Origin of the sequence: Pseudomonas sp. JAI111, from assembly GCF_024809425.1 — a bacterium.
Classification (GTDB): Bacteria; Pseudomonadota; Gammaproteobacteria; order Pseudomonadales; family Pseudomonadaceae; genus Aquipseudomonas.
On record NZ_JANUCB010000016.1, the window covers coordinates 54388 to 78111 of the forward strand.

Genomic DNA, 23724 nt, shown 5'->3' on the forward strand with positions numbered 1-23724 from the left:
TATGCGAAAAAGTATCACTCTCAGTAGAGTTTTTTTGCTGCTGTGCCTCCATCGCTAGGCATACAGGCGCTCCAGCGGTATCGCGATCACCGGCAACGCCGGGTCAAACGCGTGACGGGTGGTCTTGTAGGGAAAGATTTCACCCCGGGCGATCGTGGTGAAAATCCGCGCCACTTCAAACGCCTGGCCGGACTGCCAGTGCCATACACACACCCGCGGATCGGTGTAATCGAGCTGGATGCAAGGCACCCTCTTCAACCCCAATTGCAACGCCGCGTTGAACCGGTGATTGCCGTCCATCACGATGCCCAGCGAGCGCTCGACGATGATCGGTTCCAGCCAATGGCCGGCCCGCACAATCGACTCCCGCAGCAACGTCACGTTGGCAGGATCGACCTGCTCGGACTGCAGCACGTCGCACAGCGGCCGCAATGCAATCTGATAACCGTGTTCCATGGTTGATCTCCTGATTCGCCGGGCTTCAGCAAGCGTCTGCGTTGGCAATCGGCGCGTATTGGCGAGCCACATCGAGCAGACGCTGGGCGTGTTCGATCAGCGGCAGATCAACCATCTCGCCATCCACTTGCACCGCATGGCTGCCGGTGGCCACGGCGCTCATCACCCGATCGGCCCACGCCAATTGCCGCGAATCCGGCAGGAAGGCGCGCTGCACGGTGAGCAGTTGCGAGGGATGGATGCACAGCTTGGCACCGAACCCCAACGCACGCGCGTAATGGGAGTCCTTGGCGACCACCGCCAAATCGCTGATCGCCGGCGTGACGCCGTCAATCGGCGACGGCAAATCGGCTGTACGCGAAGCCAGCACGATGCGGTTTCGGGCGAAGAGAAACGCTTCGGGAATCTGGCTGCAGTTGATATCGAGGGAGAAATCCAGTGAGCCGAACGCCAGTCGTGTCACCCCTGGAATCGCGGCGATCGCTTCCACCTGTTGCAGACCTTTGGCCGTCTCGATGATCGCGATGATCTTGAGTTCCGGTTGCCACTTCAGCAAACGTTCGACGACCTGGGTAAGGGCCTCGTGGCATTCCGCCTTGGGCAGGAAAATTCCGTCGCAACGCTCGGGATAGCGCATGTCGTTCAGCCAGGTCAGGTCCTGGCGGAAAAGCGTGCTGCTGACGCTGTTCAGGCGGATGTAACGCTCGCAGGAAACGCTCGGCGTACTCTCCTGCCATGCCCAGATGGCTGCCCGGGCAGCGGCCTTGCTGTCCGGATGAACGGCGTCCTCGAGGTCGAGAATGATAGCGTCCGGCCCCGCTTCGACGGCTTTGGAAAAACGTTCGGGACGGTTGCCCGGCACGAACAGGTAGCTGATCGCGGTTGGGGTTTTGCTGCTGAGTAGATCGGATGTCATGGCGTTACTCCTTGGCGTGAATCGTTGTGAATCTGAAAAAACCAGGCCCTGTCAGCGGCGGATTTCCGCGCCTGCCTGTGGCTGCTCGCACCTCCCCGCAACACCTTGTTCGTCAAGGTATTACGGGGGGTTTTTAAATAAGACGAACGCGTACTTGAGCGTGTAAATACGCGCCCATTCATTCGCCCTGCGCAGGTTGTTATTCAAAAATATTTGAAGACATTACTTGATAATCATTCGCGTTAGCAATATTGTTCACGTCGCCAAGCGGAACTAGCCTCGCTTCAAAGCACGTCATCACTGGCAATGGGAAGTACACGCCAGTAATGGCACATGAATGTCAGTTACTGATCATTCACACAGGCTGGCCATCAACTAGTGGCCAATCAGAACGTCCGTACAAACCTTATGGAATGGGTTTCTCATGCAATTGTTTTGTGAATCATTTATTGCGATCCGCGCTACAAATTCGTCTTCAGGTTTGGCGTGGCATCCGCCTCCGCCCCATTTAAAAACTCGTATCTGACGAGCGAAAATACGGTTTCCGTCGATAACTTCTGGTTGTCGAATATCAATGGCTAAGTTCTATTTCAAGCCAGAGGGTTAACTATGCCTGCCATTAATGTACAGCCCGCTGAACAGCGAATTGAAGTTCATCATCCAGAGACGCTAAAACCGCTTATCGACCTTGTTATTGCCACACTTATCAACCATTTTCCGAGCACACTTTCAGATCTGGTCAAACAACATGGCTCACCGTTAAATCTGGTCTGGCCACATGCTTTCGAGTTGAATACGAAGGCGCTGCAAACGGTGTTGAATCAGCACAATGTCTGTCACGCCATCTTCTATGGCGCCAAGGCCAACAAGTCTCAGAGCATGCTCAGTGCTGCGGCAAATTCGGGCATTGGCGTCGATGTTTCGAGCATTCATGAGCTGCAGGCGGCATTACGAGCCGGCACGCCAGCGGCACAAATCTGCGCCACAGGACCCGCCAAAACTGTCGTGTTTCATCAAGCACTGATCAGCGCAGGCTCTCTGATTTGTGTGGACTCGCTGGAGGAATTCGATCACCTGAAAACAGCGATTGAATCTTTTCCAGCCCCCGCCAAAGCAAGGGTTTTATTGCGTTACAGGCCAACAAGCTGTCCAAAGAGCCGATTTGGAATGGGCTTTGAGGACATGCTTGAATGCCTTCAACGGCTGACCCGAGAACCTGGGAATTTTCACTTCGAAGGGTTCCATTTCCACCTGGGCGGTTATGGATTCGAATCCCGTGCGCAAGCCTTCCGTGAAGTCACGGGGTTTGTCGAGGCCGCCCGTGAAATGGGACTGAATCCGCAGATGATCGACATCGGCGGCGGCCTGCCGATTCGCTATGTCGAGCCTCAGGCCTATAGTCGGTTTTTACAGAACGACAATAAGCCCGACCATTATTACAACCATGTAGTGCCCGACTCTTATTATCCCTACGGCAGTGAACTGAACGCGCCCCAATGGTTGACATTATTCCTCCAGGCCGACCACTCGCCCGGGCTGTCCATTGCCAACTATTTGAACATGCAAAAAATAACGTTGGCACTGGAGCCCGGCCGAAGTCTGGTGGACCAAGCGGCTATTTCCTTGTTTCGCGTCACACGAACAAAAAAACTGGCCGACAACAAAATCGTCATCTTTGTTGAAGGCAGTAGTTTCAGCGCCTGTGAAACCTGGTTTTCATCAGAGTACCTCGTTGATCCGATACTCATCAGCACAAACGAACTACCGCACACCCCGACGCAAGCGTATATCGCTGGACATAGCTGTCTGGACGATGACGTCATTACCCATCGCCTGATCAACTTTGGCACTGCCCCACAAGCAGGCGACTTGTTGATTTACGTTAATACCGCCGGCTATCAAATGGACTTGCTGGAAAACGAGTTTCATCGCCATCCCCTGCCCCGGCGCTTGATGGCGACCTGTTGTACGGAAGGTAACTATGCATTTTCACCTGACTACTAAAGGGAATAATTGAAATGATATTGAATAAAGTTTCTGACCTTATTGGCAATACACCAATGTTGGGTATTGATGTTCCGGATACCAACGCCAGGCTGTTACTCAAGATTGAAAAGAACAACCCCGGCGGCAGCATAAAAGACCGCATGGCACGGAACATGGTGCTGGCCGCGCTCAAGTCCGGGCGGCTGAAACCGGGCGGCGTCATCGTCGAGTCGTCGTCCGGCAACACAGGCATTGGCCTGGCCATGGCCGCCGTCGAATTCGGCCTGCAGTTTATCGCCGTGGTCGATCATCACGCGGCTCAGGACAAGATCGCCGTGATGAAGGCGCTGGGCGCCGACATTCGATTCGTTAAAGGCACCTATCGCGAAGACGAAGTGGCGGTGGTCGAGCGCCAACGGCTGGCGGCTGAACTCGCCACCGACATTCCCGGTGCCGTGTTCATGAATCAATCCGACAACGCCGCCAATGCCGGTGGCTACAGCGATTTCGTCCGCGAAACGATTGCTCAGGTGCAAGGCTCTATCGGTGCCTACGTCGGTTGCGTCGGTACCGGCGGTTCGATGACCGGCATCGCCCGTGGTTTGAAACTGCACAATCCCGACACCGTGACCGTTGCGGTGGAACCGGCCGGTTCCATTGTCTTCGGCCATCCCGGCTATCCCTACTATCAGTCCGGTACCGGCACCCCGGCCGGTGACACGGTCGGTCTGGTGCTCGACTACAGCTGCATCGACCTGGGCGTGCAAGTCACCGACTCCCAAGCCTTCGAAACCGCCCGCTACATCGCCCGAAACCTGGCGCTGTTGGTGGGTGGCTCGACCGGCGGGGCGATTTTCAAGGCATTGGAGCTGATCCACAAAGGCGTGCTGACCGGCAACGTGGTCGTGCCGATCGCCGATGGCGGCGAAAAATACCTGCACACGGTGTTCGACGATCAATGGCTGCAAGAACGTGATTTGCTGGACCCGAACGTCGCACCGCAACTGGATGCCTGGCTGGGCAAGCCCCAATGGCTGGACTCCGTTTCCGCGCCGCTGCAATTAAGCGTCGCATGACCCACCCATCACTCAGGAACGCCTCTCGATGAATCTGTTGAAAGTCGCTATCTGTGGTGGCGGCAGGACCGGCCATCTCAACGCCATCCTGTTCAAGCAGCTGCCCAATGTTCAGGTTTCGATGCTCACCAGCAATCTGGAGATCATTGAACAGCACGCTCGTCACACGCCAATGCAGGCCTTGTTGCCGGATGGTTCGACACTGGACGCCCGGCTGGATCGGGTAACCACCGATGCCAGGACTGCCGTTGAGGACGCCGACATCGTCATCATCACCGTGCCCGCCCATGCCCGGCCGCAAACCTTGCAAGTGATCGCACCACACCTTAGTTCAAGCAAACCGGTGTACATCGGCGCGATTCCGGGGTTTTGCGGTTTCGACTGGCTGGCAGAGGCCACGCTGGCCGATCGCCCCAATCTGGTGATCTGGGGGATGAAGGACGTCCCGCATACCGCCTTCGAGCTGACCCCCGGACGATCAATCAAAATGGGCGGTGGCAAAAGCCGGTTGTACGTGGCGACGCACGCTCGGGAATCGCAAGAGTCCCGTCAGCGGCTTGAGGAAATCCTCACCGTGTTGTACGGCCCGTGCGTGACGATGCTCGACAATTACCTGGAAATAACCCTGACGCCGGGCAACCCGATCATGCACAGCTCGGTGATCTACGGGCTGATCGGCCCCTTTGGCCAATGGCATCGCAAAATTTTCCCGCAACGCATGTGCTGGTGGACCGAGTGCCCGGAACTGGGTGCCTACTTCCTCGAACGCATGGATCAGGAAAGCCAGGATCTGTGCGCCGTCATCAGCCAGCGCATGGGCATCGACCTGTCATCGGTCAAATCCTTGAAACAGGAAATTGTCGAGGCCTACGGCGAACAGATCCGCGACCAGAGCAGCATGCTTTCGATTCTGCGCACCAATCAGGCCTACAACGACATCCTTGCCCCCATGGTGCCAGCCGATGGCAACCGCGCCGGCTACGTAATCGAACGCGAGAGCCGCGCCTTCAACGAAGACGTTGCCTATGGCCTGGTGTTGCTGGTGGAAATGGCCAAACGCTTTGAACTGAAGGTGCCCTACATCGAGGAAGTCTTGCAGTGGAGCGTTGCCTACATGCAAGGCCTGCGCGATTCGGCGCTCGACTATTTCCCAAGCCACTGGCCACGCACGGCATGAGCCGTGGGCTTGATCTCTTTCTTTAATTTCCGACGAGCAGACAGCAGATATGGATGACTTCAAGACACTGATCGCCTACTCCCGCAAAAACGCCATGCGACGCTTGATCCGTTGCCTCTTTGCGGAAAACATCCTCGATCGTTCGGCCCTGAACTTTTCCGTCGAGGGGAACCAGGCCACCTACCCGCTGAAGGATGCCCGCGCCCACCTGTTTTTCTCCGACATCGCCAAAGGCCCGGCCGATACCGTGGTCAATGACGGTGAAGTGGTGCTGTTGACCGACGAAGGCGTACGCCAGGTGATCACCAGCCATCAGGATATGTTGGATGTGTTGCGTGACAGCTTCGACTTCAAGCCGACCGACGAAGGCGTGGCCGGGCTCAAGGCCGACATGGAAAACAGCCTGACCAACGATGCCCACGCCCGTCAGCATCGCCAGCAATGGAACGCGCGACTGGAGCAGGCGGCCAGGGATCAGGGCCTCAACAGCTTCACCGACTACCTGCGCCAGCATGCCACGACCAAAGACGCCGCCATCCTGCTGGACCAGTGGGGTTCGCTGGAAGGCCATCCGTATTACCCGACGTGGAAATCCCGTCCGGGCCTGACCGATGCCGAGGTCGAGCAACTGTCACCCGAGTTCAACGCTCAGGTACCGCTGCGCATCGCCTCCTTGCGTGCCGAGCATTCGAAAAGCGAAAGCATGCCGCACGTGACCGGATACCGCGAGTGGTTCGCCAGCAACTTCCCGGCGCAATGGGAACAATGGAAAGCCTCGCTCAACAGCAAAGGGCTGGATGAAACCCAGTGGCTGCCGCTGCCGATTCACGCCTGGCATTTGCAGGCCTATGTGCTCAAGACGTTTGCTGCGGAAATCGAAGAAGGCATCCTGATCACCGACGGCCCTGACATTCAAACCCTGCCGACCATGTCCTACCGCACCATGATGCCGGTACTGAACGAATGCGCACCGTTGATCAAATTGCCGATCGCCGTGTGGATGACCAGCGAACTGCGCAGCCTGCAAGCCAAGTCGATTCACATGGGGCCGCGTATCAGCGCGGTGATCACCCGGATTTTGCAGGCCGAAAATGGCTTCGGGCAACGCCTGGAAATCTTCCCGGAAGAAATCGGCGTGCGTTATAAAAATGCGGTCACCCAGGACGATAATCCCGGGCGCCATCTCTCTGTGGTCTATCGCGCCAGTCAACAAGCGTTCGAGCGCAGCGACAATTGCCTGCCGATTACCGTGGCATCACTGTTCACCAGGTTGCCCGGCAGTGGCCGGCCGTTATTTACCGATCTGATCGAACGTGATGGCGTGCGGGCCACTGCTGACCAGCTTGAAGACTGGTTCCGCGAGTACGCCAAAGTGGTCACCCACCCAGTGGTGGCGATCTATTTGCTGTATGGCATCGGGCTCGAAGCGCATCAGCAAAACACCATGGTGCTGTTCTCCCCCGATGGCAAAGCACGTAGTCTGCTGATCCGCGATTTCGGCGATGGCAGGACTTACGCTCCGCTGCTGGAAGCCCGTGGATACACCCTGCTGCCACATGTACAGCCGGGTATTTTGCCGACGGTATTCTCAGGCGATATCGAACCGGTGCGCATGTTCGTGCTGGACGCCGCGTTCCTGACGCACCTGCACGAAATGGCCCTGTGGCTGACCAAGGAATACGGTTTGAACAACACGCGGTTGTGGGAGGTACTGCGCGAGGAAACCGATCTTGCATTCGCGGCGGTACGCGACCGTGTCTCGCCAGACCTGTGGGAAGTCGAACATCAGGCGTTTGTGGAAGATCCATGGCCAACCCGATCGTTGTTGCGTATGCACTTGATGCAGTACTCCAACTATCGTTTGCAACACACCCTGACCAACCCGCTCGCTAGCGTTTAACCACCGAGGCTGACTCATGTCCCATGCAGGTGCCATCCAGGGTTCTAAAGTAAGAATCCTGATTTATCTTCTATTTGCGATCCAGCTTGTGTCCATGGGCGCGATGGAAATGAGTGGGCCCTTCTGGCCCGTCCACCTGCGTGGGCTGACCTCCTCGGAATCGGTTTTCAGCTTCGCCAGCATCGCCGTATACGTCGGGCCGATGCTGGGCATTATTCTGACCAGTGCATTCTGGGGCCGTATCGGTGATCGCTACGGCCACAAGTTGATGATGATCCGCGCCCTCGCCGGTTTGTCGTTGACCCAGCTTGGGCTGGCACTCTTCAGCGACATCTGGGTCATTCTGATCCTGCGTTTTCTGCAAGGCGCTTTCGCCGGATACATCGCGCCGGCCCAAGCTTATGGGGTCAGCATCGAAGCCCCTTCGCGGCGCGCACGCCTGTTCGCCATCCTGCAGATTTCCACCAACGTCGGCTCGTTGCTCGGCGCTGTCGTCGGCGGGCTGATCCTCGATTACGCGACGTTCTTCTGGATCAACATCATTGCCTCGGCACTGTGCGCTGTCTGCACCGTAATCGCGGCCGTTACCTTGCCCGATGTACCGCCGGTGAAGAAAACACCGGTCGCGGACAAAGCGACATCGGCCAGCCGTTCGGGCAGCGTTTGGCAAGGCTCACCGTTACTGTCGTTGCTGGGCGTGATGGGCATTCTGCTGCTGGCGCGCATGCTGCCGCAGACCTCCTTCTCGCTCTACGTCAGCTCGGTCTTCGAGGTCAGTAACTCGGTGGTCGGCCTGTGCTATGGCTTGTTGGCGCTGGGTTTCATTCTTTCGGCAACGGCCTGGTCGCGTTACTTCGAACACCGCACTCAACAGGAAACCTTGCACCGCATGACCTACGTCGTCATCGGCTGCATCGCCCTGACCGCAATAGCAGGCGTCACGCACAACCCTGTGGTGTTTGTCATCGCCTACTTCATCTGGGGTGTGCTGCTGGGGGCGACCACGCCAGTGCTCATGGCGCTGATCTCCAAAACCGCCGATAGCTCGCAACAGGGTCACGTGCTGGGAATTGCCCAGGGCACCGCACAATTCGCTTCGATTGCGGGGATCTCGGCCGGTGGTTTGCTCAGCCAGGTCTATGGCTTGCAATACACCTACCTGTTTGTCTGCCTGGCCTACGTGTTGGCACTGATCCCGATTGTCGCGCTGCGTTACTGGCCTGCGCAGATGCTCCCGAGTCATGCCCCGCCCCAGGATTGATCAAGGAGTCTTGCTTTGAACATTGAACAACTGCGCGCCGATACACCCGGTGTCGCGAACCTGATCCACTTCAACAACGCCGGCGCGGCACTGATGCCCGGGCCGGTGATCGAGGCCATGACCCGCCACATTCAGCTTGAGGCGAACCTCGGCGGTTATGAAGCGGCCGGGCAACAGTCGGCCGAACTGGAGAATGTCTATGGCGCCATCGGCCGCCTGATCAACGCCCGGCCTGATGAAATCGCGGTGATCGAAAACGCGACCCGCGCCTGGGACATGGCGTTCTATTCATTGCCCTTGCAACACGGTGATGTGGTGCTGACCTCAACCACCGAGTACGCGGGCAACTACATCCCCTACCTGCAATTGAAAAAGCAACGCGGCATTGAAATCCGCATCATCCCCAATGATGAGCAAGGCCAGGTGTCGCTGTCGAGCCTGAAAGAAATGCTCGACGATGACCGCGTGGCATTGATCTCCCTGCCCGTAATCGCCACCAATGGCGGGCCGGTCCAACCCATCGAGCAGATCGGCGCGCTCGCTCGGGCCGCCGGCGTGCTGTTTTTGCTCGATGCCTGCCAAGGTGTCGGGCAAATGCCCATCGATGTGCAGAAAATCGGCTGTCACATGCTCGCCGCCACCAGCCGCAAATATTTGCGTGGGCCGAGGGGGATGGGATTTTTGTATGTTGAAAGCTCTCTGTGCCAGAACCTGGAGCCGGCCTTTCTCGACCTGCATGCGGCGTCCTTGCTGACATCCGACACGTTCAACATTCGCGCCGACGCACGACGCTTCGAGAACTGGGAGTGCAACGTCGCCGCCAAGCTGGGCCTCGGTGCGGCGGTGGAGTACGCGCTGGCTCAAGGCATCGAGCAGATGTGGCAACGGATTCAACAACTGGCCAGTCACATGCGTGATCGACTGGCGAACATTCCGGGCATGACACCGCGGGATCCGGGCGCCATCAAATCAGGCATCGTGACCTTCACCCACCAGAACAGCAGTGCCGCGCAGGTCCAGCAATGGCTGGCTGCCCAGGAAAAACGCATCAATGTCTCCACCTCAACGTCGCGCTCGACCCTGCTCGACATGCAGCACAGGGACTTGGCGGAGGTCAGCCGCGCCTCACTCCATGCCTACAACACCGAGGCTGAAATCGACACGATGATCGAAGCACTGATCCGCCTGCCACGCGCCTGAAAGGGATACCAATCGCTGCTTGCGTCACAGCCGCTTTGTAATCTAGCATTGGGAATACTTCTCAATTGCATGAAAGTCTGCAGCCATGAGCGAAACCCTTTCCGCGAACAACGACGATCACCTGCGTGCGATCGAAGCCCTGTACAGCGGCCATCACGGCTGGCTGTATGCGACGCTGAGAAAAAAACTGGGTAACGCCATGGATGCGGCGGATCTGGCACAGGATACCTTCACTCGGATCCTCGCCTCCCGGGTCACGGTCATCGAACAACCTCGCGCGTACCTGAGCTGCGTGGCCAAGGGCATCCTGATCAACTGGTACCAGCGCAAGGCACTGGAACGTGCCTATCTGGATGCCCTCGCTCATGTGCCCGCTCCCGAAGTGCCTTCGCCGGAATTGCGTTTCATGGTGCTGGAGACCCTGCACGAAATCGATGCGATGCTCGACGCCCTTCCGCCCCTGGTCAAACGTGCGTTCCTGCTCTCGCAGATCAGCGGCCTGAAATACGATGACATCGCCGAGCAACTGGGCGTGTCACTGATCACCGTCAAACGCTACATGAAGCAAGCCTTCGTGCAATGCCTGTTGCTGGTGGAGTAAATGCTCAGTCGCCGCCAAGCACCTCATCCCGATCACCAGGCCCTTGAAGAAGCCGCAGACTGGCTGATGCGCCTCAGTGAGCGCGAACTCAGCGACGCTGAACGTGCCGAATGGGAATGCTGGAAAGTCAGCACGCCCGAGCGTGGTCGTGCCTGGGGACGCGCGCAGTTATTGCAGAGCAAATTCGGCGGCCTGCCACCGTCACTGGCGATGTCGGCACTGGACCGCCCAAGCAGCCCGCAGCGTCGCGCAGCGCTGGGCAAACTGGCGATGATTCTGGCGATCCTGCCGGCCGGTTTGGGCAGCTGGAAGCTGGCGCAATCGCTGCAATGGTCGGCGGACTATCACACGGCTGTCGGCCAGAGACGCGAGTTGACCCTGGCTGACGGCTCGCACATCACCCTGAACACCGATACCGCCATCGACGTGCTGTTCGATGCCCACCAAAGGCTCATCCGTCTGCGTGAAGGCGAAATACTGGTGCAGACCGCGCCGGATATTTCCCCGCTGGCGCGGCCTTTCCTGGTCAGCACCCGCCAGAGCCGAATGCAGGCACTGGGCACACGGTTCACCGTTCGAGAACTGCAGTCACGCACTCACCTTGCGGTGCTGGAAGGCGCGGTGCAGGTCGACCTCGCCGACAATCGCCAGGGATCGCCATTGATCATCAATGCCGGCCAACGCACCGACTTTTCGTCCGGCACCTTTGGCCAGGTCACCGCCACCGATCGTTACATCGGCGCCTGGGCCCAAGGCATGTTGATGGCCGACAAGATGCGCCTGGCGGACTTCGTCGCCGAACTGACCCGCTATCGCCACGGTTTCGTGCGTCTCGATCCGACGATTGCCGACCTGCGCATTTCCGGTGCCTATCCGATCAGCGACACCCAGCGCACGTTGAACATGTTGGCGCAGACCTACCCGATTCTTGTCAGCGGCCACTTGAATGGCTTCTGGGTCATGCTCTCCCCGGCCTGAGCCAAAAAAAGTGCACACAGGTGATACTTTTTTTGATCTCGACTGGCTATGGGGAAGAAGAACTTTTTCGTCCTGTTTATAGGTTCACCCATTCATGTTCGCTGCACGCCTCCTGCGCCCGGATCGTCAGTTCAGCCCAGTTTTTCGCAGTGCGTTGCTAAGCCTTGTCCTGATCGGTGCCATTTGCCCGTTTGCCTTGGCAGTCGTGCCTGAGCAACTGGACGCTGTCGCGGTCCGTGCCTATGACATTCCTTCCGGCCCCCTTGGTGCGACCCTGTCGAGCGTTGCCGTAGACGCCGGCATCGCACTGTCGTTCCAGCCATCGTTGACCGAAGGCCTGATCAGTCCCGGACTGGTCGGCAACTACTCCACTCAGGAGGCGGTCTCTCGCTTGTTGGAGGGCAGTGGCCTGGACATGGTTGTGCGCCGCGACGGCAGCTACACACTGGTGCCACGCCGGGTGACGCTGGATGAAACGGCCGTCATCGGCACGGACAAACGCACCGATACCCTGCCATCCGTGTATTCCGGCGGGCAGGTCGCCAATGGCGGGCGCCTGGGCATCCTGGGCAACACCGATGTGATGGACGCGCCTTTCAGTATCAGCTCCTACACCTCGACGCTGATCAAGGATCAGCAGGCCGTCACCGTCGGCGATGTGCTGGAGCGCGACTCATCGGTGCGCTCCACGGGGCAGACGGGAGGCATTGTCGACTCGTTTTTTATCCGCGGTTTTCCGGTTGGTGAAGGCAACCTCGGCGAACTGGCATTTGACGGCGTGTACGGCGTGGCGCCCAACTACCGGGTATTTACCGAATACGCCGAACGCATCGAGCTGGTCAAAGGCCCCGGCGCCCTGCTCTACGGCATGTCGCCCAACAACGCGGTTGGCGGTGTCATCAACGTCGTGCCCAAGCGCTCCCTCGATGAGGACCTGACCCGTTTCACCGCCAGTTACGCCATGGATTCGCAGGTCGGTGGCCACCTCGATGTCAGCCGACGCTTTGGTGAGGAACGCCGGTTCGGCGTGCGCATCAACGGCAGTACCCAGCAGGGCGACACAGCGATTGACGATCAGTCCCGTCACGTCGATATCGGCGCCATATCCCTCGACTACCAGGGTGAACGCCTGCGAACCACCCTCGACTGGCTCAACCAGAAAGAACACTTCGATGCCGCCTCGAGGCCGTTTCTGATCGCCCCGGGCGTGGACATTCCCTCTGCCGCCAATGGCCGTACCAATGTGAGCCAGGCATGGGGCTGGTCCGAAACCCGAGACAAATCGGCCCTGCTCAGCGGCGAATACGACCTCAGCGACGCGTTGACCGTGTTCGCCCACGCCGGCGGTGGCAAATCGGACGTCGCGCGCATGTCCGACCAGACCCCGACCATCATCAATGCGGCCGGCGACACCTCTTCCATTCCCGGCTATTACAAATTCGAAGTCGAGCGGTACACCGTCGACGCCGGTGCGCGCCTGCACTTCGACACCGGGCCGATCAGTCACCGGGCCGCCCTGCAGGTCAGCCGTTATCGGGATGTACTGTCCCGGGGGATCATTTCCGGCCCCCCCATCCTGTCGAATATCTATCACCCGGTGGATCGCCCGGAACCTGCCATCCCCAAGCCGGACACGCCCAAGGTGTCCGAGAGCGAGCTGACTAGCGTGGCCCTCGCCGACACGCTGTCAGTGCTGGATGAGCGCGTTCAGGTAACGCTCGGCCTGCGCCAGCAGAACATCGATTCCGACAACTACAACGCGGTCGGCACGGTCACCACCTCTTACGACGACGGCAAAACCACGCCGCTGTTCGGTGTGGTGGTCAAACCCTGGGACCACGTTTCGTTCTATTACAACTATGTCGAAGGCCTCAGCAAAGGTGACATTGCCCCCTCCGCCGCGTCGAACGCCGGCGAGATCTTTGCCCCTTATGTCTCCCGACAACAGGAAATCGGGGTCAAGGTCGACTACGGCACGTTCACCTCGACACTTGCCCTGTTTCAAATCAAGAAACCCAGTGGCGAGCTGGTATCCGGTGTGTTTTCGGTGCAGGGCGAACAGCGCAACCGCGGACTGGAGCTGAATGTGTTCGGCGAGGTCGTACCAGGCACACGCCTGCTCGGTGGCGTAACCCTGCTCGATGCGCAACTGACTGAAACCGGGGTTGCCGCCAACCGTGGCAACAAACCGGTCGGCGTGCCGCAGGTGCAGGCCAACCTCTGGGCCGAATGGGACACCTCGTGGGTCGAAGGCCTGACGCTCACCGGTGGTGCGATTCATACCGGGAGCCAGTACGTGAACCAGGCCAACACCCAGCAACTGGATGACTGGACGCGCTTCGATGTCGGCGCACGTTACACCACCCGCATCGATGAACGACCGACCACGTTTCGCGCCACCGTGCAAAACGTGCTCGACCAAGAATACTGGTCGGGCGTGGCCTCTTACGGCGCGTTCTCCCAGGGCTCACCGCGCACCTTATTACTGTCGGCGACTGTCGATTTCTGAAACGTTCAGCCCGGCGACGGTGTGAGCCGTTGACCGTTCTGGCTTTTGCAAAGGCTTTGACCATGGTGACTTTTGATCGACGCAGCCACGCTTTCGCTGCGCTACTACTGGCAGGACTGCTAAGCCTGGCAGTGTTTTGCCTCGCACCGCGCAGCGTGCTCGCCGCTGAAGCGGATCCGGCGCTCACCGAGGTGACCGATCTGCTGGGACGCAAGGTCAAGGTGCACTTGCCGGTCAGGCGCGTCATTCTCGGTGAAGGCCGGCAGTTATATCTGGTTGCCGCGCTGGACACACAAAACCCCATCGAGCGTATCGTCGGTTGGCGCAAGGATCTGATCCAGTCAGACCCGGACACCTACGGCGCGTACCTGCGCAAATTCCCCGACATAGCAAAAATCCCCACCTTCGGCGGGTTTGAAGACGGCACCTTCGATATCGAGCAGGCCATCTCCCAGCGCCCGGACGTGATCATCCTCAATATTGAAGCGCAGCATGCCACCGAAGATGCGCGCTACATCGAGAAGCTCGACGCCTTGGGCATCCCGGTGGTTTACGTCGACTTTCGCAATAACCCGATCCAGAACACCGAACCGACCATGCGCCTGTTCGGCCAACTGTTCGGCAAGGAACAACGCGCCGAAGCCTTCATCGATTTTCGCAACCAGCAGATTCATCGCGTCACCGACGTCATCGAGAAACAACACCCTCCCCGCCCCAGCGTGTTCATTGAGCGCATCGGAGGCTACACCGATGATTGCTGCCTGAGTTTCGGCAACGAGAACTTCGGACTGTTCGTCGATATGGCCGGCGGCAACAACATCGCCCGCCGCATCATTCCCACCACGTTCGGCCAGTTGAACCCCGAGCAGGTCATCGTCTCCAACCCGGCGCATGTCGTTGTCACCACCGCCAACTGGGAAGCCTTTGCCCCCGGCGGTCATTGGGTCGGCGTCGGCCCAGGCGCGGACATGGCGCAAGCCAGGAAAAAACTTGCCTGGTACACCCAGCGTCCGGCCTACGCCGGGATCAAGGCTCAGGACGATCAAGCCTTTCACGCCATCTGGCATCAGTTCTACAACAGCCCCTACCAGTTCGTGGCCATCCAGCAATTGGCGAAATGGTTCCATCCAACGCTGTTTGCCGATCTGGATCCGGACGCGTCATTTCGCGAACTGCATGAGCGCTTCCTGCCGGTGCCTTATGAGTCCGGTTACTTTGTCAGCTTGCGCCAGCCTGAGGTAAAACCATGAGTTCATTGACCGACGCCGTGGTCGTCCAGCGCGAAACCTATCGTCGCCTGGTGCTGCGTAAACGCCTGATTCTCGCCGGGCTGGTGATCTTGCTGTTGTGCAGCGTATTGCTCGACCTGGCGCTGGGGCCCGCGAGTTACAGCTTGCGCGAAGTCCTCGGCGCGCTGTTCTCGCCGGACAGCGCTTCACCGCAAGTGCGTGTGGTGATGTGGGACATCCGCCTCCCGGTGGCCCTGATGGCCGTCGCTGTCGGCGCGGCGTTGTCGCTGGCTGGCGCCCAGATGCAGACGATCCTCAACAACCCGTTGGCCAGTCCGTTTACGTTGGGCATTTCCGCCGCCGCCAGTTTTGGTGCGGCGCTGGGGCTGGCGTTCGGTGTCGCATTGTTTCCGCTGGCAGCGCAGTTCATGGTGCCGTTGAACGCGTTCATCATGGCCATGTTGTCGGCGCTGTTGATCCACTTTTTGAGCATGCGTCGCGGCGTCACTGCCGAAACCATCGTGCTGCTCGGCATTGCGCTGGTGTTCACGTTCAATGCGCTGCTGGCGCTGGTGCAGTTCTTCGCCACCGAGCAGGCCGTGGCCGCCGTGGTGTTCTGGACGATGGGCAGCCTGACCAAGGCCACCTGGCCGAAGCTCGGAGTGATCTGCCTGGTCATTCTCATCACCCTGCCGATCTTCGCCAAACGCGCCTGGGCCCTGACGGCCTTGCGACTGGGCGATGACAAGGCTGCCAGTTTCGGCATCAACGTGCGCAGCCTGCGATTTCAGACGCTGATCATGGTCAGCCTGCTCGCCTCGTTTCCGGTGGCCTTTGTCGGCACCATCGGATTCATCGGGCTGGTTGGCCCGCACATCGCCCGCATGCTGATTGGTGAAGACCAACGGTTCTTTTTGCCGGCCTCGTTGCTGACCGGCTCATTGATTCTGTCGGCAAGCTCTGTGGTCAGCAAAACCCTGATACCGGGCGCGATATTCCCCATCGGGGTCGTCACCTCGTTGATCGGCGTGCCCTTCTTCATATCCTTGATTCTCGGCGGGAAGAAAAATTCATGGTAACGCTTCAATTGGAGAATCTCGGTGCCCGCTACGGCCAGCGCGAGATCATTCGCGGTGTCACGACTGCGGCTTTTATCGGTGGTCAGGTGGTCGCGGTGGTCGGGCCCAATGCCGCAGGCAAGTCGACATTATTCAAACGCATGGCCGGGCTGATCGATGGCCCCGGGCAGGTCATCCTGCAAGACTCAAAAAAAGGCGCGCAGGGCATCAGCTATATGCCTCAGGGTTTGAATGCCAGCGCCCGGCTGACGGTCTACGAATCAGTGCTGCTGGCGCGTAAACAACTGACACCGGGCTGGGTCGTACACGACGACGAATTGAAACTGGTCGACGAGATTCTCGCGGCGCTGGGCATCACGGGGCTATCGTTCCGCAACCTCGGCGAATTGAGCGGAGGTCAGCAACAATTGGTCTCAATCGCACAAACGCTGGTGCGCGAGCCGGAAATCCTGCTGATGGACGAACCCACCAGCGCCCTCGATATGTATCGGCAGGTGCAGGTGCTGGACTTCATGCGCAGACTGGCCCGCAAACGCGAGGTCATTGTCTTCATCGCCATCCACGACCTGAACCAGGCATTGCGCTTTGCCGATCAGGTGCTGGTTATCGCGGACGGCACCGCTCAAGGCAGCGGTCCAAGCCACGAGGTCATCACCAAACAAATGCTGCGCAACGTATACAAGGTTGAGGCGCGCATCGAGCAGTGCAGCCGCGGGCTGCATCACATACTCATCGACGATATCGTTTGATACGTTAGCCAGTTAAGGTCAGGTCTTGAGGGCTGAAAACGGCCAGGTGTAAACACTCGACAAAGCCGCGATTGCTTTAGGAAAGTATTGGCAAAACCGGTGACGACTTTTACCGAGGATTTATGCGATGGATTGCCCTCCGGCGCTGTACACCAACCGTCTTATCCTCACGCCGCTGCGTATGACTGATGCAGCCGCTATACAACAGCTCCGAGTGACAGGCTGCCATTGGTTTGATTTCAGCCGGTTGCCAATGGACGAAAACTGCCAAAAGCAGGCATCCAAAACTATGAAAATCAGTCTGAGCAGATCTCAGGAAACCGAGATACGGATTGATCAACCTACTATCAATTACCAGCCATAAATCCAAACTCAGCGTGACCTTTGTTAGGTCGAATTATCAAAGCGTGCTGGGGAATTCCAAAAACAGGAAAACATCAAAGCGGACTAGCTCTAGTAGCCATTTATCTGTGAAGCGTGAGACCAGCCCTGGTTGATGGGCAAAACGCCGGTCTGGCTGGCCCCGCCTCAAAAAACATGGCACATGGCCATACTTAAATCTCGCCTCATGCCCTACCTCGCTATATCATCCAGCCCCAAAGTCGGAAGGCATCGTTCTTCCCCCTCGCTCCACCTCCGGCAACCGATGGAACGCCCCCCTCCACAAGGACCTTTTATGCCTGTAGTCCTGCGTGCATTCGCACGTCTGCTGCCCCTTGCCCTACTCACGGGCTGCGCCGCCCAATCCCCCGTCCTGGTCAGCGATCCGCTGCAACCGGCTGCGGGCGGTCCGGTCGCGTACCTTGTAGGCAGCATCGGCCCTCTAGGCCGAGACAACGCCTACACCAACCAGCGCATCCTTTTGCGCCAGCGCGGCTCGCAATACGGCGCGGCGGCCTGGTGGGGACATGCCGAAGTGGCACATACCCCAAAGGACATCGAAGAGGTCCACGGCAGCAACAAGAAGGCGCTCCCCGGCGAAGCCAGCGTCTTCGTCATGCCGCTCAAGCCCGGCGACTACGAATTTTATGACTTCCAGTTTTTCTGGAGCGGCTACAACGGAGGCTATCGCAGCCTCCAGGCGCGAGAGCAGTTCCTCGTGCCCATGCACCTGGAGGCAGGCAAGGCGTATTACATAGGCGAATTCCGCTCTAGCTGCCTCGGGGTTTCGGCCTGCCTGTTCTTCCATGGCAGCAAACAGACACGGGATGAAGTGATCGCGCGGCGCTACACCCCCGGGCTGCCGCCCCTGCAGCCCCTGAACCTCAACATGGCACCGGCCTTTCCCTTCGTCATGCCCATGCCAGCGGCCGACGTGGTGAACAACAAGGAATCCAAGCAATGAAAAAGACCCTGTTCCTCACTGCAAGCCTGCTGCTGGGCGGCTGCGCGGGCACCCAGACCCTGCCCGACCCGCAGATCCAGGTGGGTCAGGATTACATGCCGCCGATCACGGTGATGGTCGATTCGCTGGAGCACAGTTACGAGCTGCGCAATTACCTGCGTGAAAGCGGTGTGTTCAGTAAGGTCGAAAACGGCGCCGCCGGCGAAGGGGAAACCCAAGTGATGGTCAAGCTGGATGCCCAGCGCAAGCTCGCGCCCACGCCGCTGCTGCTACTCAGCTGCGCCACCCTGTTCCTGTTGCCCTTGCAGAACGACTTGGACACCAAGGCCGAATTCACCGTAATGCGCGATGGCAAGGTGCTGAACCGTTATCACTATGAAAACTACATGGCCAAGTACTCCTGGCTGTTCGACCTCGGCATTCCCGAGCGGCAGGAAAACATCCGCCGTGTCGCCCGCGCCTTTGCCCGGGACATGCAGGCCGCAAATCTGGCGAGCAAACCGCTGGAGGCGAAGCAGTGAACAACCTGTTCAAGGTAGGACTGATCGTGGTCGGGTTGCTGTTGTTGGGCGGCTGCAACCCTTCGATGAAGCCGCTGGGTTACCACGCGGAAAAAACCTATGTGCCGATGAGCCTGATGGTGGTGCCGAACGGTTACACGCGTTTCGACATCCAGCAGCGCGAAGAGCTGACCACGGCGGTCATGTCGTCTGGCGCGTTTTCCTTCGTCGACCATGGGTTCGCGCGCAAAGGCTATGGCCTGGTCATCAGCCAGCCGCCGGGCAAAGGGGCCGGGGTGCTGGTCGCGCTCAATGCCCTGACGCTGCTGACGTTCCCGATGCCCTACAGCTATGTGCACAACCTCACCGGCAAGCTCTACAAGGACGGAGAGCTGCTGCGCACCTTCACCTACAAGCGCGAGGGCATGAGCGTGGGCACCTGGTACGTGCCTCCGCCCATCACAGAGAACCAGCGGCAGATGCTCACCGAACTGATGCGGGACCTGGAGGCCAGCACGCTGATTCCCCATGTCAGCGATGAGGGGCAGGCTGCGCTTGTCAGCCCTGAGTCGGAGGTGTCTGGCGTCGAGTGACCTGTTTCGGTAGCAGCGGGCGCGCAAGGTGGTAATGCCTGCGCGCACTCCCGTAACGGCCAAAAGCTGCCCGTGATGATCGGCAGCTTTTCTGCGATTGCGGCCCTTCATGACGGGCAGCTATCGGCCAAAAGCGGTCAGTCACAATCAGCCTACGAAACCGATGAATTTAGCTTACCTCGCGGCCCGCAAGGATAAGCAAACTCGTGCATGCTGTTGAAATTCGCTACGCAGCATGGACACTGGCGTTGATTATGATGGAGATTAGAAGCCCCCCGATAATGGAAAATCATTGTAAACGCCTATACGGATGAACCATTATTTGCTTTGGCCTGTTCACGAAAGGCAGGACAGCTACATGAAACGAACGTCAGCAACAATCAGGAAGTACAAATCTCATGTTGTGAAGGCTGTTGAACGCTTGCATGCGTACAATTTTAAGATTTGGATCACCGTCGGAATTATCACTTCAGCTTTAGCTTTGTTGGCGTGCAAGCCTTCTGAGCATAAAAATTCCGCAGAGATAACGGGGACTCAACAAAATATTTGCATGGACGACGCATTAGCTGCTACTAAAAATAAATACAACATGAGTTACGATCAGTTAGTTAGTCGTGACAAATCCGCTCGTCATTCGTTCGTTGGGGCCGTCGAGTTTAAATCCCTCATAACAGAGGGGTTGGCCTTAGAAAACATCTACCCTGACAACACCCTGCGAGATGGTTCGAAAGTTGCCAGACCGGGAATTATGGTAGCTGTCCGCGTGCCGATGCGTAACATTAAAGAAAATTATCCTGATGTCATTCTCTCCGAGCTTTCACATCAGCCTACGTCGTTGGTGGTTATTTTAACTTGTCGGCCTGACTTGAAATTTTCACCAAGAGCGGCATTAACAGCTTCGAATATTTACCCGATATCAAATCGAGAATTAGGCGTCTATGAATCCAGAAAAAATGGAGAAGTGATCAGTATCCCGATTGATGATAAAACAAGGTATCCAGACGGAACCATCGTCTCGGTCAATTGCGAAGAGAAACTTACTAAAATATGTGACAGCAGCTTTGTAATCGTGCCCGGTGTATTTGTTCAATATCGCTACCCTATAGAGCAAAGAGCGGACTGGGAACGGATAAAAGATTTCGTAGTGTCCGAGCTTAACGCTTCGATGACGGATAGATGATGAATCTTACGTTGGAAGGTGGACTGTTCACTCAACTAAAAGCAGTGATGACCGAAGCGGCAACAGCGATCCCAACGTTGGCGCTTATAAATACATAAGTGAAGATCCTCAGTCTAGTCGATCAGGATATCCTGACTGGAGCTAGGTTTTGAGGTCCGCTGACATTTGGGTGATTTAATTGACTGGACTACTCATTTCCACCGGATTGCACCCTATCCGTAGCAACCATCACCGGCAGTGAACGGCCAAAAGGAGTCAGTCGGATGTGTCTACGGAACTTTTGGGGGATTCAATGCTTTGCGTGTGTGCCCTTTGCCAGCTTTTCAAATATGCTACGTTCGCTCCACCTGCGAGAATCTGGGGGGCGACTTAGAAATTCTTCCACGCCGATGCCACTCGCGGCGCAGCTTAAATTAGGCGTTAGAGACTAATGGATAAACTGACAGAGTTGTTTGAGTTTTTAGAGAAAAGTCAAAGCGTAGCTTCAGCCGCTGCTGCAATGACAAGCGCTGCCGCGGCTATCCTTGCGCTACTCGTTTCAGTTATTGCTGTTTTAGTGGCAGTGATATCGGCCAGACAGCAAAGAGTTCATAACACCTTAACTGTAAGGCCAATCCCGGAAGTGACGGTTGGGGATTATGAAAACTCCTTGCGGGTGAAGCTTCGGAATCATGGATCTGGTCCATTGTTGATCAGGTCTTTCATTGCAACATTCCATGGAAACTCATGCCAATCTTTGATCGACTGCATGCCAGATCTTGGCGATGTACATTGGACGAATTTCGCGGGAGTGATCAACGGGCGGGCCCTTCTCCCCGGAAAAGAGATAGTGCTGATAGAGCTAACTTCAGATCAAAAAGAAAGTAAATTTAGTATCCCTCGAGATCTTGCTCGACTGGCACTCTCCGAGACGGAAATAGTCCTACAGTATTCCGACATCTACGATTCAACCTTCTCTCCGTACAAGAAATCCCTTTTATGGTTTGGTCGTAACCTTGAATAAATCAACATCTAAACTGAAGCTACTTAGCTGCGTGGCTTAAACCAGGTACTATCTAAGTAGTGGCTTTTGGTCGAGTGTCGGAGGTGGCGATGGGTCGCAGGAGACCCAAACCGCTTGACAGAAGAATAGAACAACTGGCTGCAAGCATCAAACAACCAGAAAATGATTTAGAAGACTCCATAAATAAAGGCCAAAAAAACAATGCTAAGCACTGGGATATTCATATTCGCACTTTTCACCTATAGCTTAATGACCTATTTTTTTAAACTAACTATATATAATTACTCAAAATTTAAAAAACCAAATCACCTTGCTTGGAAAAAGGGCCTTGAATTAGCATTAATTTTAAGCCCTGATTTGTGGTGGGCCTTCAGATTCAAAAACCACATAGCCGATCCTGATCCCGAGACTAAAAAAGCAAACCGCAAAAAAATCGTACAACGGAATAATGCATTCAATCTGTACTTTAGCTTTGGCTTTGGCCTGCTAATATTAATCATAGCTAGCTCATCCCCCGCATCATACTGGGGGCAGCTACTATTATGCTTTGCGATGATTCGTTTTATTTCCAGGGGATATGAAATCACTTATGCTTTTGTAAAAGATGCATTTCAAAAAACAGAATCAACTACAAACCTTAATAGCAAAGATCGCATCAAGCTTGCAATGAACAGTTATATCGAGATTTATTTTTTTTCAGCACCGGCATATCTAATTCTTACAAAAGGCTTTGACCCTTGGGCAGCCATTAGCCTTTCACTCAATGTAGGAACTCTAACAAACGTGGGTCTTGCGTTTTCAGATGCAAGCAAAGGGCTCGAAACAAACATTGTTTTCATTCAGGTGTTCACGACATTGAGCCTTGTAATTTTCAGTTTTGCGATGTACTTAGCACGCCCTGAAACAACGCCAACATAAAACAGAATCGCACCTGATTTCGTAAACGCCATGACGGGCCGCCTCGGGTCGATTTCTGCCTTTCACGAGGGACAGAAGGCGGCCAGATGCGGCCGGTCGAAAGGGGGAGCAATTAAGTTTTTAGGCGCGTCTGCCGTTACATTGGCTTGGATCATCCATCGTAAGGAAGCGGTATGAAGTTCGAGAACATTCCGACAATCGAGGCCTCAAGGTCTGAGCCTTACAAATGGGCAGGACGATGGAGTATAGCGGCTTTGGCCGTGCTCATTTTCTACACCCTCCAGATCGCGACGGTCGCACTTGTGGGGCAAGAAAATTGGAACTCCCTTTGGCTGGTGGGGGCGCATGGAATCACTGGCGCGGCATTGGTGTTGCTGGCACTAATCCAATTCCGCAATGACGGTGGTATTAGAGCACTGGTTGGGCACAACACGGGACGGGCACTGCGCTTTGGCGTACCTTTGATCTTGGCTGCTTACGTCGTGACGACGTTCTTGGACGTGACACTCGGGTTCGGACGAGAACCGTTCATGGAAAAATTGTTGTCCGAACTATCGACAGCGCAGATCATTCTGTTCCTATCGATGCTACTTATATGGCCGCCTCTCAGTGAGGAACTTTTGTATCGACACTTTCTGATTAGACTCTTTCCAATCACCGGTCGATCCTGGCAGTGGGTCGCAGTCATTGCGATGGCTTCGATTTTCATGCTGACCCACGGACAATACAAGAATTGGCCGTCATTTCTTCTGTTGGGTTGCTTGGGAGTAATTTTTGGTGTGGCTCGTATTGCTACCGGCGGTTTGATCGCGCCAGTGTTGCTTCATAGCTTTGCTGAAGTTGCAGGCATGACCTCAGATTTAGTCCTTGCCCACTTTGAATAAGTTTTTTTTGATAAGCGAGCGCTGTCTCGCGTGTCATCTTCAGCTAAGGCAGCATGTAGGTCGCCGCTTAATGATTGCCCGCTTTGGGTCCAGGCTGTGTGAAAACACCTGCAATTGTCTAATCTTCTGATCGTCTAGATCGTATCGAGGACGATCATGAAGCGATTCATTGAAGGCGAGGCCC

General features: G+C 56.7%; 21 protein-coding genes. 19 read left to right on the top strand and 2 right to left on the bottom strand.

What is annotated here, in order from left to right; translation table 11 throughout:
* Positions 1-54: 54 nt before the first annotated feature.
* Together HNR03_RS30825 and HNR03_RS30830 are read right to left on the bottom strand one after the other, a co-directional pair.
* Positions 55-456 carry a ParB N-terminal domain-containing protein gene (locus HNR03_RS30825; RefSeq protein ID WP_259158092.1) on the bottom strand — a complete coding sequence of 134 codons (402 nt, stop codon included), beginning with the start codon at positions 454-456 and terminating at the stop codon, positions 55-57.
* Between the two features lie 25 nt (positions 457-481).
* Entirely contained in the window at positions 482-1372 is an 891-nt protein-coding gene (locus tag HNR03_RS30830) for a CoA ester lyase (protein WP_259158094.1), read from the bottom strand.
* 609 nt (positions 1373-1981) lie between these two features.
* Between HNR03_RS30830 and HNR03_RS30835 the strand changes: the two genes are divergently transcribed.
* The 19 genes from HNR03_RS30835 to HNR03_RS30925 all read left to right on the top strand — a co-directional run bounded on the left by HNR03_RS30835 (position 1982) and on the right by HNR03_RS30925 (position 23540).
* Positions 1982-3376, top strand: coding sequence for a Y4yA family PLP-dependent enzyme (locus tag HNR03_RS30835; RefSeq protein WP_259158096.1), 1395 nt, complete (start codon positions 1982-1984; stop codon positions 3374-3376).
* A gap of 14 nt (positions 3377-3390) precedes the next feature.
* Positions 3391-4434, top strand: coding sequence for a PLP-dependent cysteine synthase family protein (locus HNR03_RS30840; protein WP_259158098.1), 1044 nt, complete (start codon positions 3391-3393; stop codon positions 4432-4434).
* A 28-nt stretch (positions 4435-4462) separates the two neighbouring features.
* Positions 4463-5611, top strand: coding sequence for an NAD/NADP octopine/nopaline dehydrogenase family protein (locus HNR03_RS30845; RefSeq protein WP_259158100.1), 1149 nt, complete (start codon positions 4463-4465; stop codon positions 5609-5611).
* Positions 5612-5660: 49 nt separating this feature from the next.
* Positions 5661-7511, top strand: coding sequence for an IucA/IucC family siderophore biosynthesis protein (locus HNR03_RS30850; protein WP_259158102.1), 1851 nt, complete (start codon positions 5661-5663; stop codon positions 7509-7511).
* Between the two features lie 16 nt (positions 7512-7527).
* A complete protein-coding gene (locus HNR03_RS30855; protein WP_222587467.1) occupies positions 7528-8772 on the top strand; it encodes an MFS transporter in 1245 nt (414 codons plus the stop codon).
* Positions 8773-8787: 15 nt separating this feature from the next.
* Positions 8788-9972 carry an aminotransferase class V-fold PLP-dependent enzyme gene (locus HNR03_RS30860; RefSeq protein ID WP_259158106.1) on the top strand — a complete coding sequence of 395 codons (1185 nt, stop codon included), beginning with the start codon at positions 8788-8790 and terminating at the stop codon, positions 9970-9972.
* Positions 9973-10057: 85 nt separating this feature from the next.
* Positions 10058-10573: a sigma-70 family RNA polymerase sigma factor gene (locus HNR03_RS30865; protein WP_222587469.1), complete on the top strand. Its 516-nt coding sequence runs from the start codon at positions 10058-10060 to the stop codon at positions 10571-10573.
* The gene (locus HNR03_RS30870) at positions 10574-11551 is read left to right on the top strand and encodes a FecR domain-containing protein (RefSeq protein ID WP_259158109.1); all 978 of its coding nucleotides are present in this window, start codon (positions 10574-10576) and stop codon (positions 11549-11551) included. It begins immediately after the preceding gene.
* 94 nt (positions 11552-11645) lie between these two features.
* Complete coding sequence (locus HNR03_RS30875) at positions 11646-14060, top strand: TonB-dependent receptor (protein WP_259158111.1); 2415 nt, start codon at positions 11646-11648, stop codon at positions 14058-14060.
* A 62-nt stretch (positions 14061-14122) separates the two neighbouring features.
* Positions 14123-15310, top strand: coding sequence for an ABC transporter substrate-binding protein (locus tag HNR03_RS30880; protein WP_222587472.1), 1188 nt, complete (start codon positions 14123-14125; stop codon positions 15308-15310).
* Positions 15307-16368 carry an iron ABC transporter permease gene (locus HNR03_RS30885; protein WP_222587473.1) on the top strand — a complete coding sequence of 354 codons (1062 nt, stop codon included), beginning with the start codon at positions 15307-15309 and terminating at the stop codon, positions 16366-16368. Before HNR03_RS30880 ends, HNR03_RS30885 begins: the two co-directional genes overlap by 4 nt.
* Entirely contained in the window at positions 16362-17117 is a 756-nt protein-coding gene (locus HNR03_RS30890; RefSeq protein WP_259158114.1) for an ABC transporter ATP-binding protein, read from the top strand. Before HNR03_RS30885 ends, HNR03_RS30890 begins: the two co-directional genes overlap by 7 nt.
* A 676-nt stretch (positions 17118-17793) precedes the next feature.
* Positions 17794-18462, top strand: coding sequence for a hypothetical protein (locus HNR03_RS30895; RefSeq protein ID WP_259158116.1), 669 nt, complete (start codon positions 17794-17796; stop codon positions 18460-18462).
* Entirely contained in the window at positions 18459-18983 is a 525-nt protein-coding gene (locus HNR03_RS30900) for a hypothetical protein (RefSeq protein WP_259158117.1), read from the top strand. The genes HNR03_RS30895 and HNR03_RS30900 overlap by 4 nt, the downstream gene beginning before the upstream one ends.
* Positions 18980-19555 carry a hypothetical protein gene (locus HNR03_RS30905; RefSeq protein ID WP_259158119.1) on the top strand — a complete coding sequence of 192 codons (576 nt, stop codon included), beginning with the start codon at positions 18980-18982 and terminating at the stop codon, positions 19553-19555. The genes HNR03_RS30900 and HNR03_RS30905 overlap by 4 nt, the downstream gene beginning before the upstream one ends.
* A gap of 358 nt (positions 19556-19913) precedes the next feature.
* Positions 19914-20735, top strand: a complete 822-nt coding sequence (locus HNR03_RS30910) for a hypothetical protein (RefSeq protein ID WP_259158121.1) — start codon at positions 19914-19916, stop codon at positions 20733-20735.
* Between the two features lie 430 nt (positions 20736-21165).
* Entirely contained in the window at positions 21166-21738 is a 573-nt protein-coding gene (locus HNR03_RS30915; RefSeq protein ID WP_259158123.1) for a hypothetical protein, read from the top strand.
* Positions 21739-21987: 249 nt separating this feature from the next.
* Positions 21988-22656 carry a hypothetical protein gene (locus HNR03_RS30920; protein WP_259158124.1) on the top strand — a complete coding sequence of 223 codons (669 nt, stop codon included), beginning with the start codon at positions 21988-21990 and terminating at the stop codon, positions 22654-22656.
* 173 nt (positions 22657-22829) lie between these two features.
* Entirely contained in the window at positions 22830-23540 is a 711-nt protein-coding gene (locus tag HNR03_RS30925; protein ID WP_259158126.1) for a CPBP family intramembrane glutamic endopeptidase, read from the top strand.
* Positions 23541-23724: the final 184 nt, after the last annotated feature.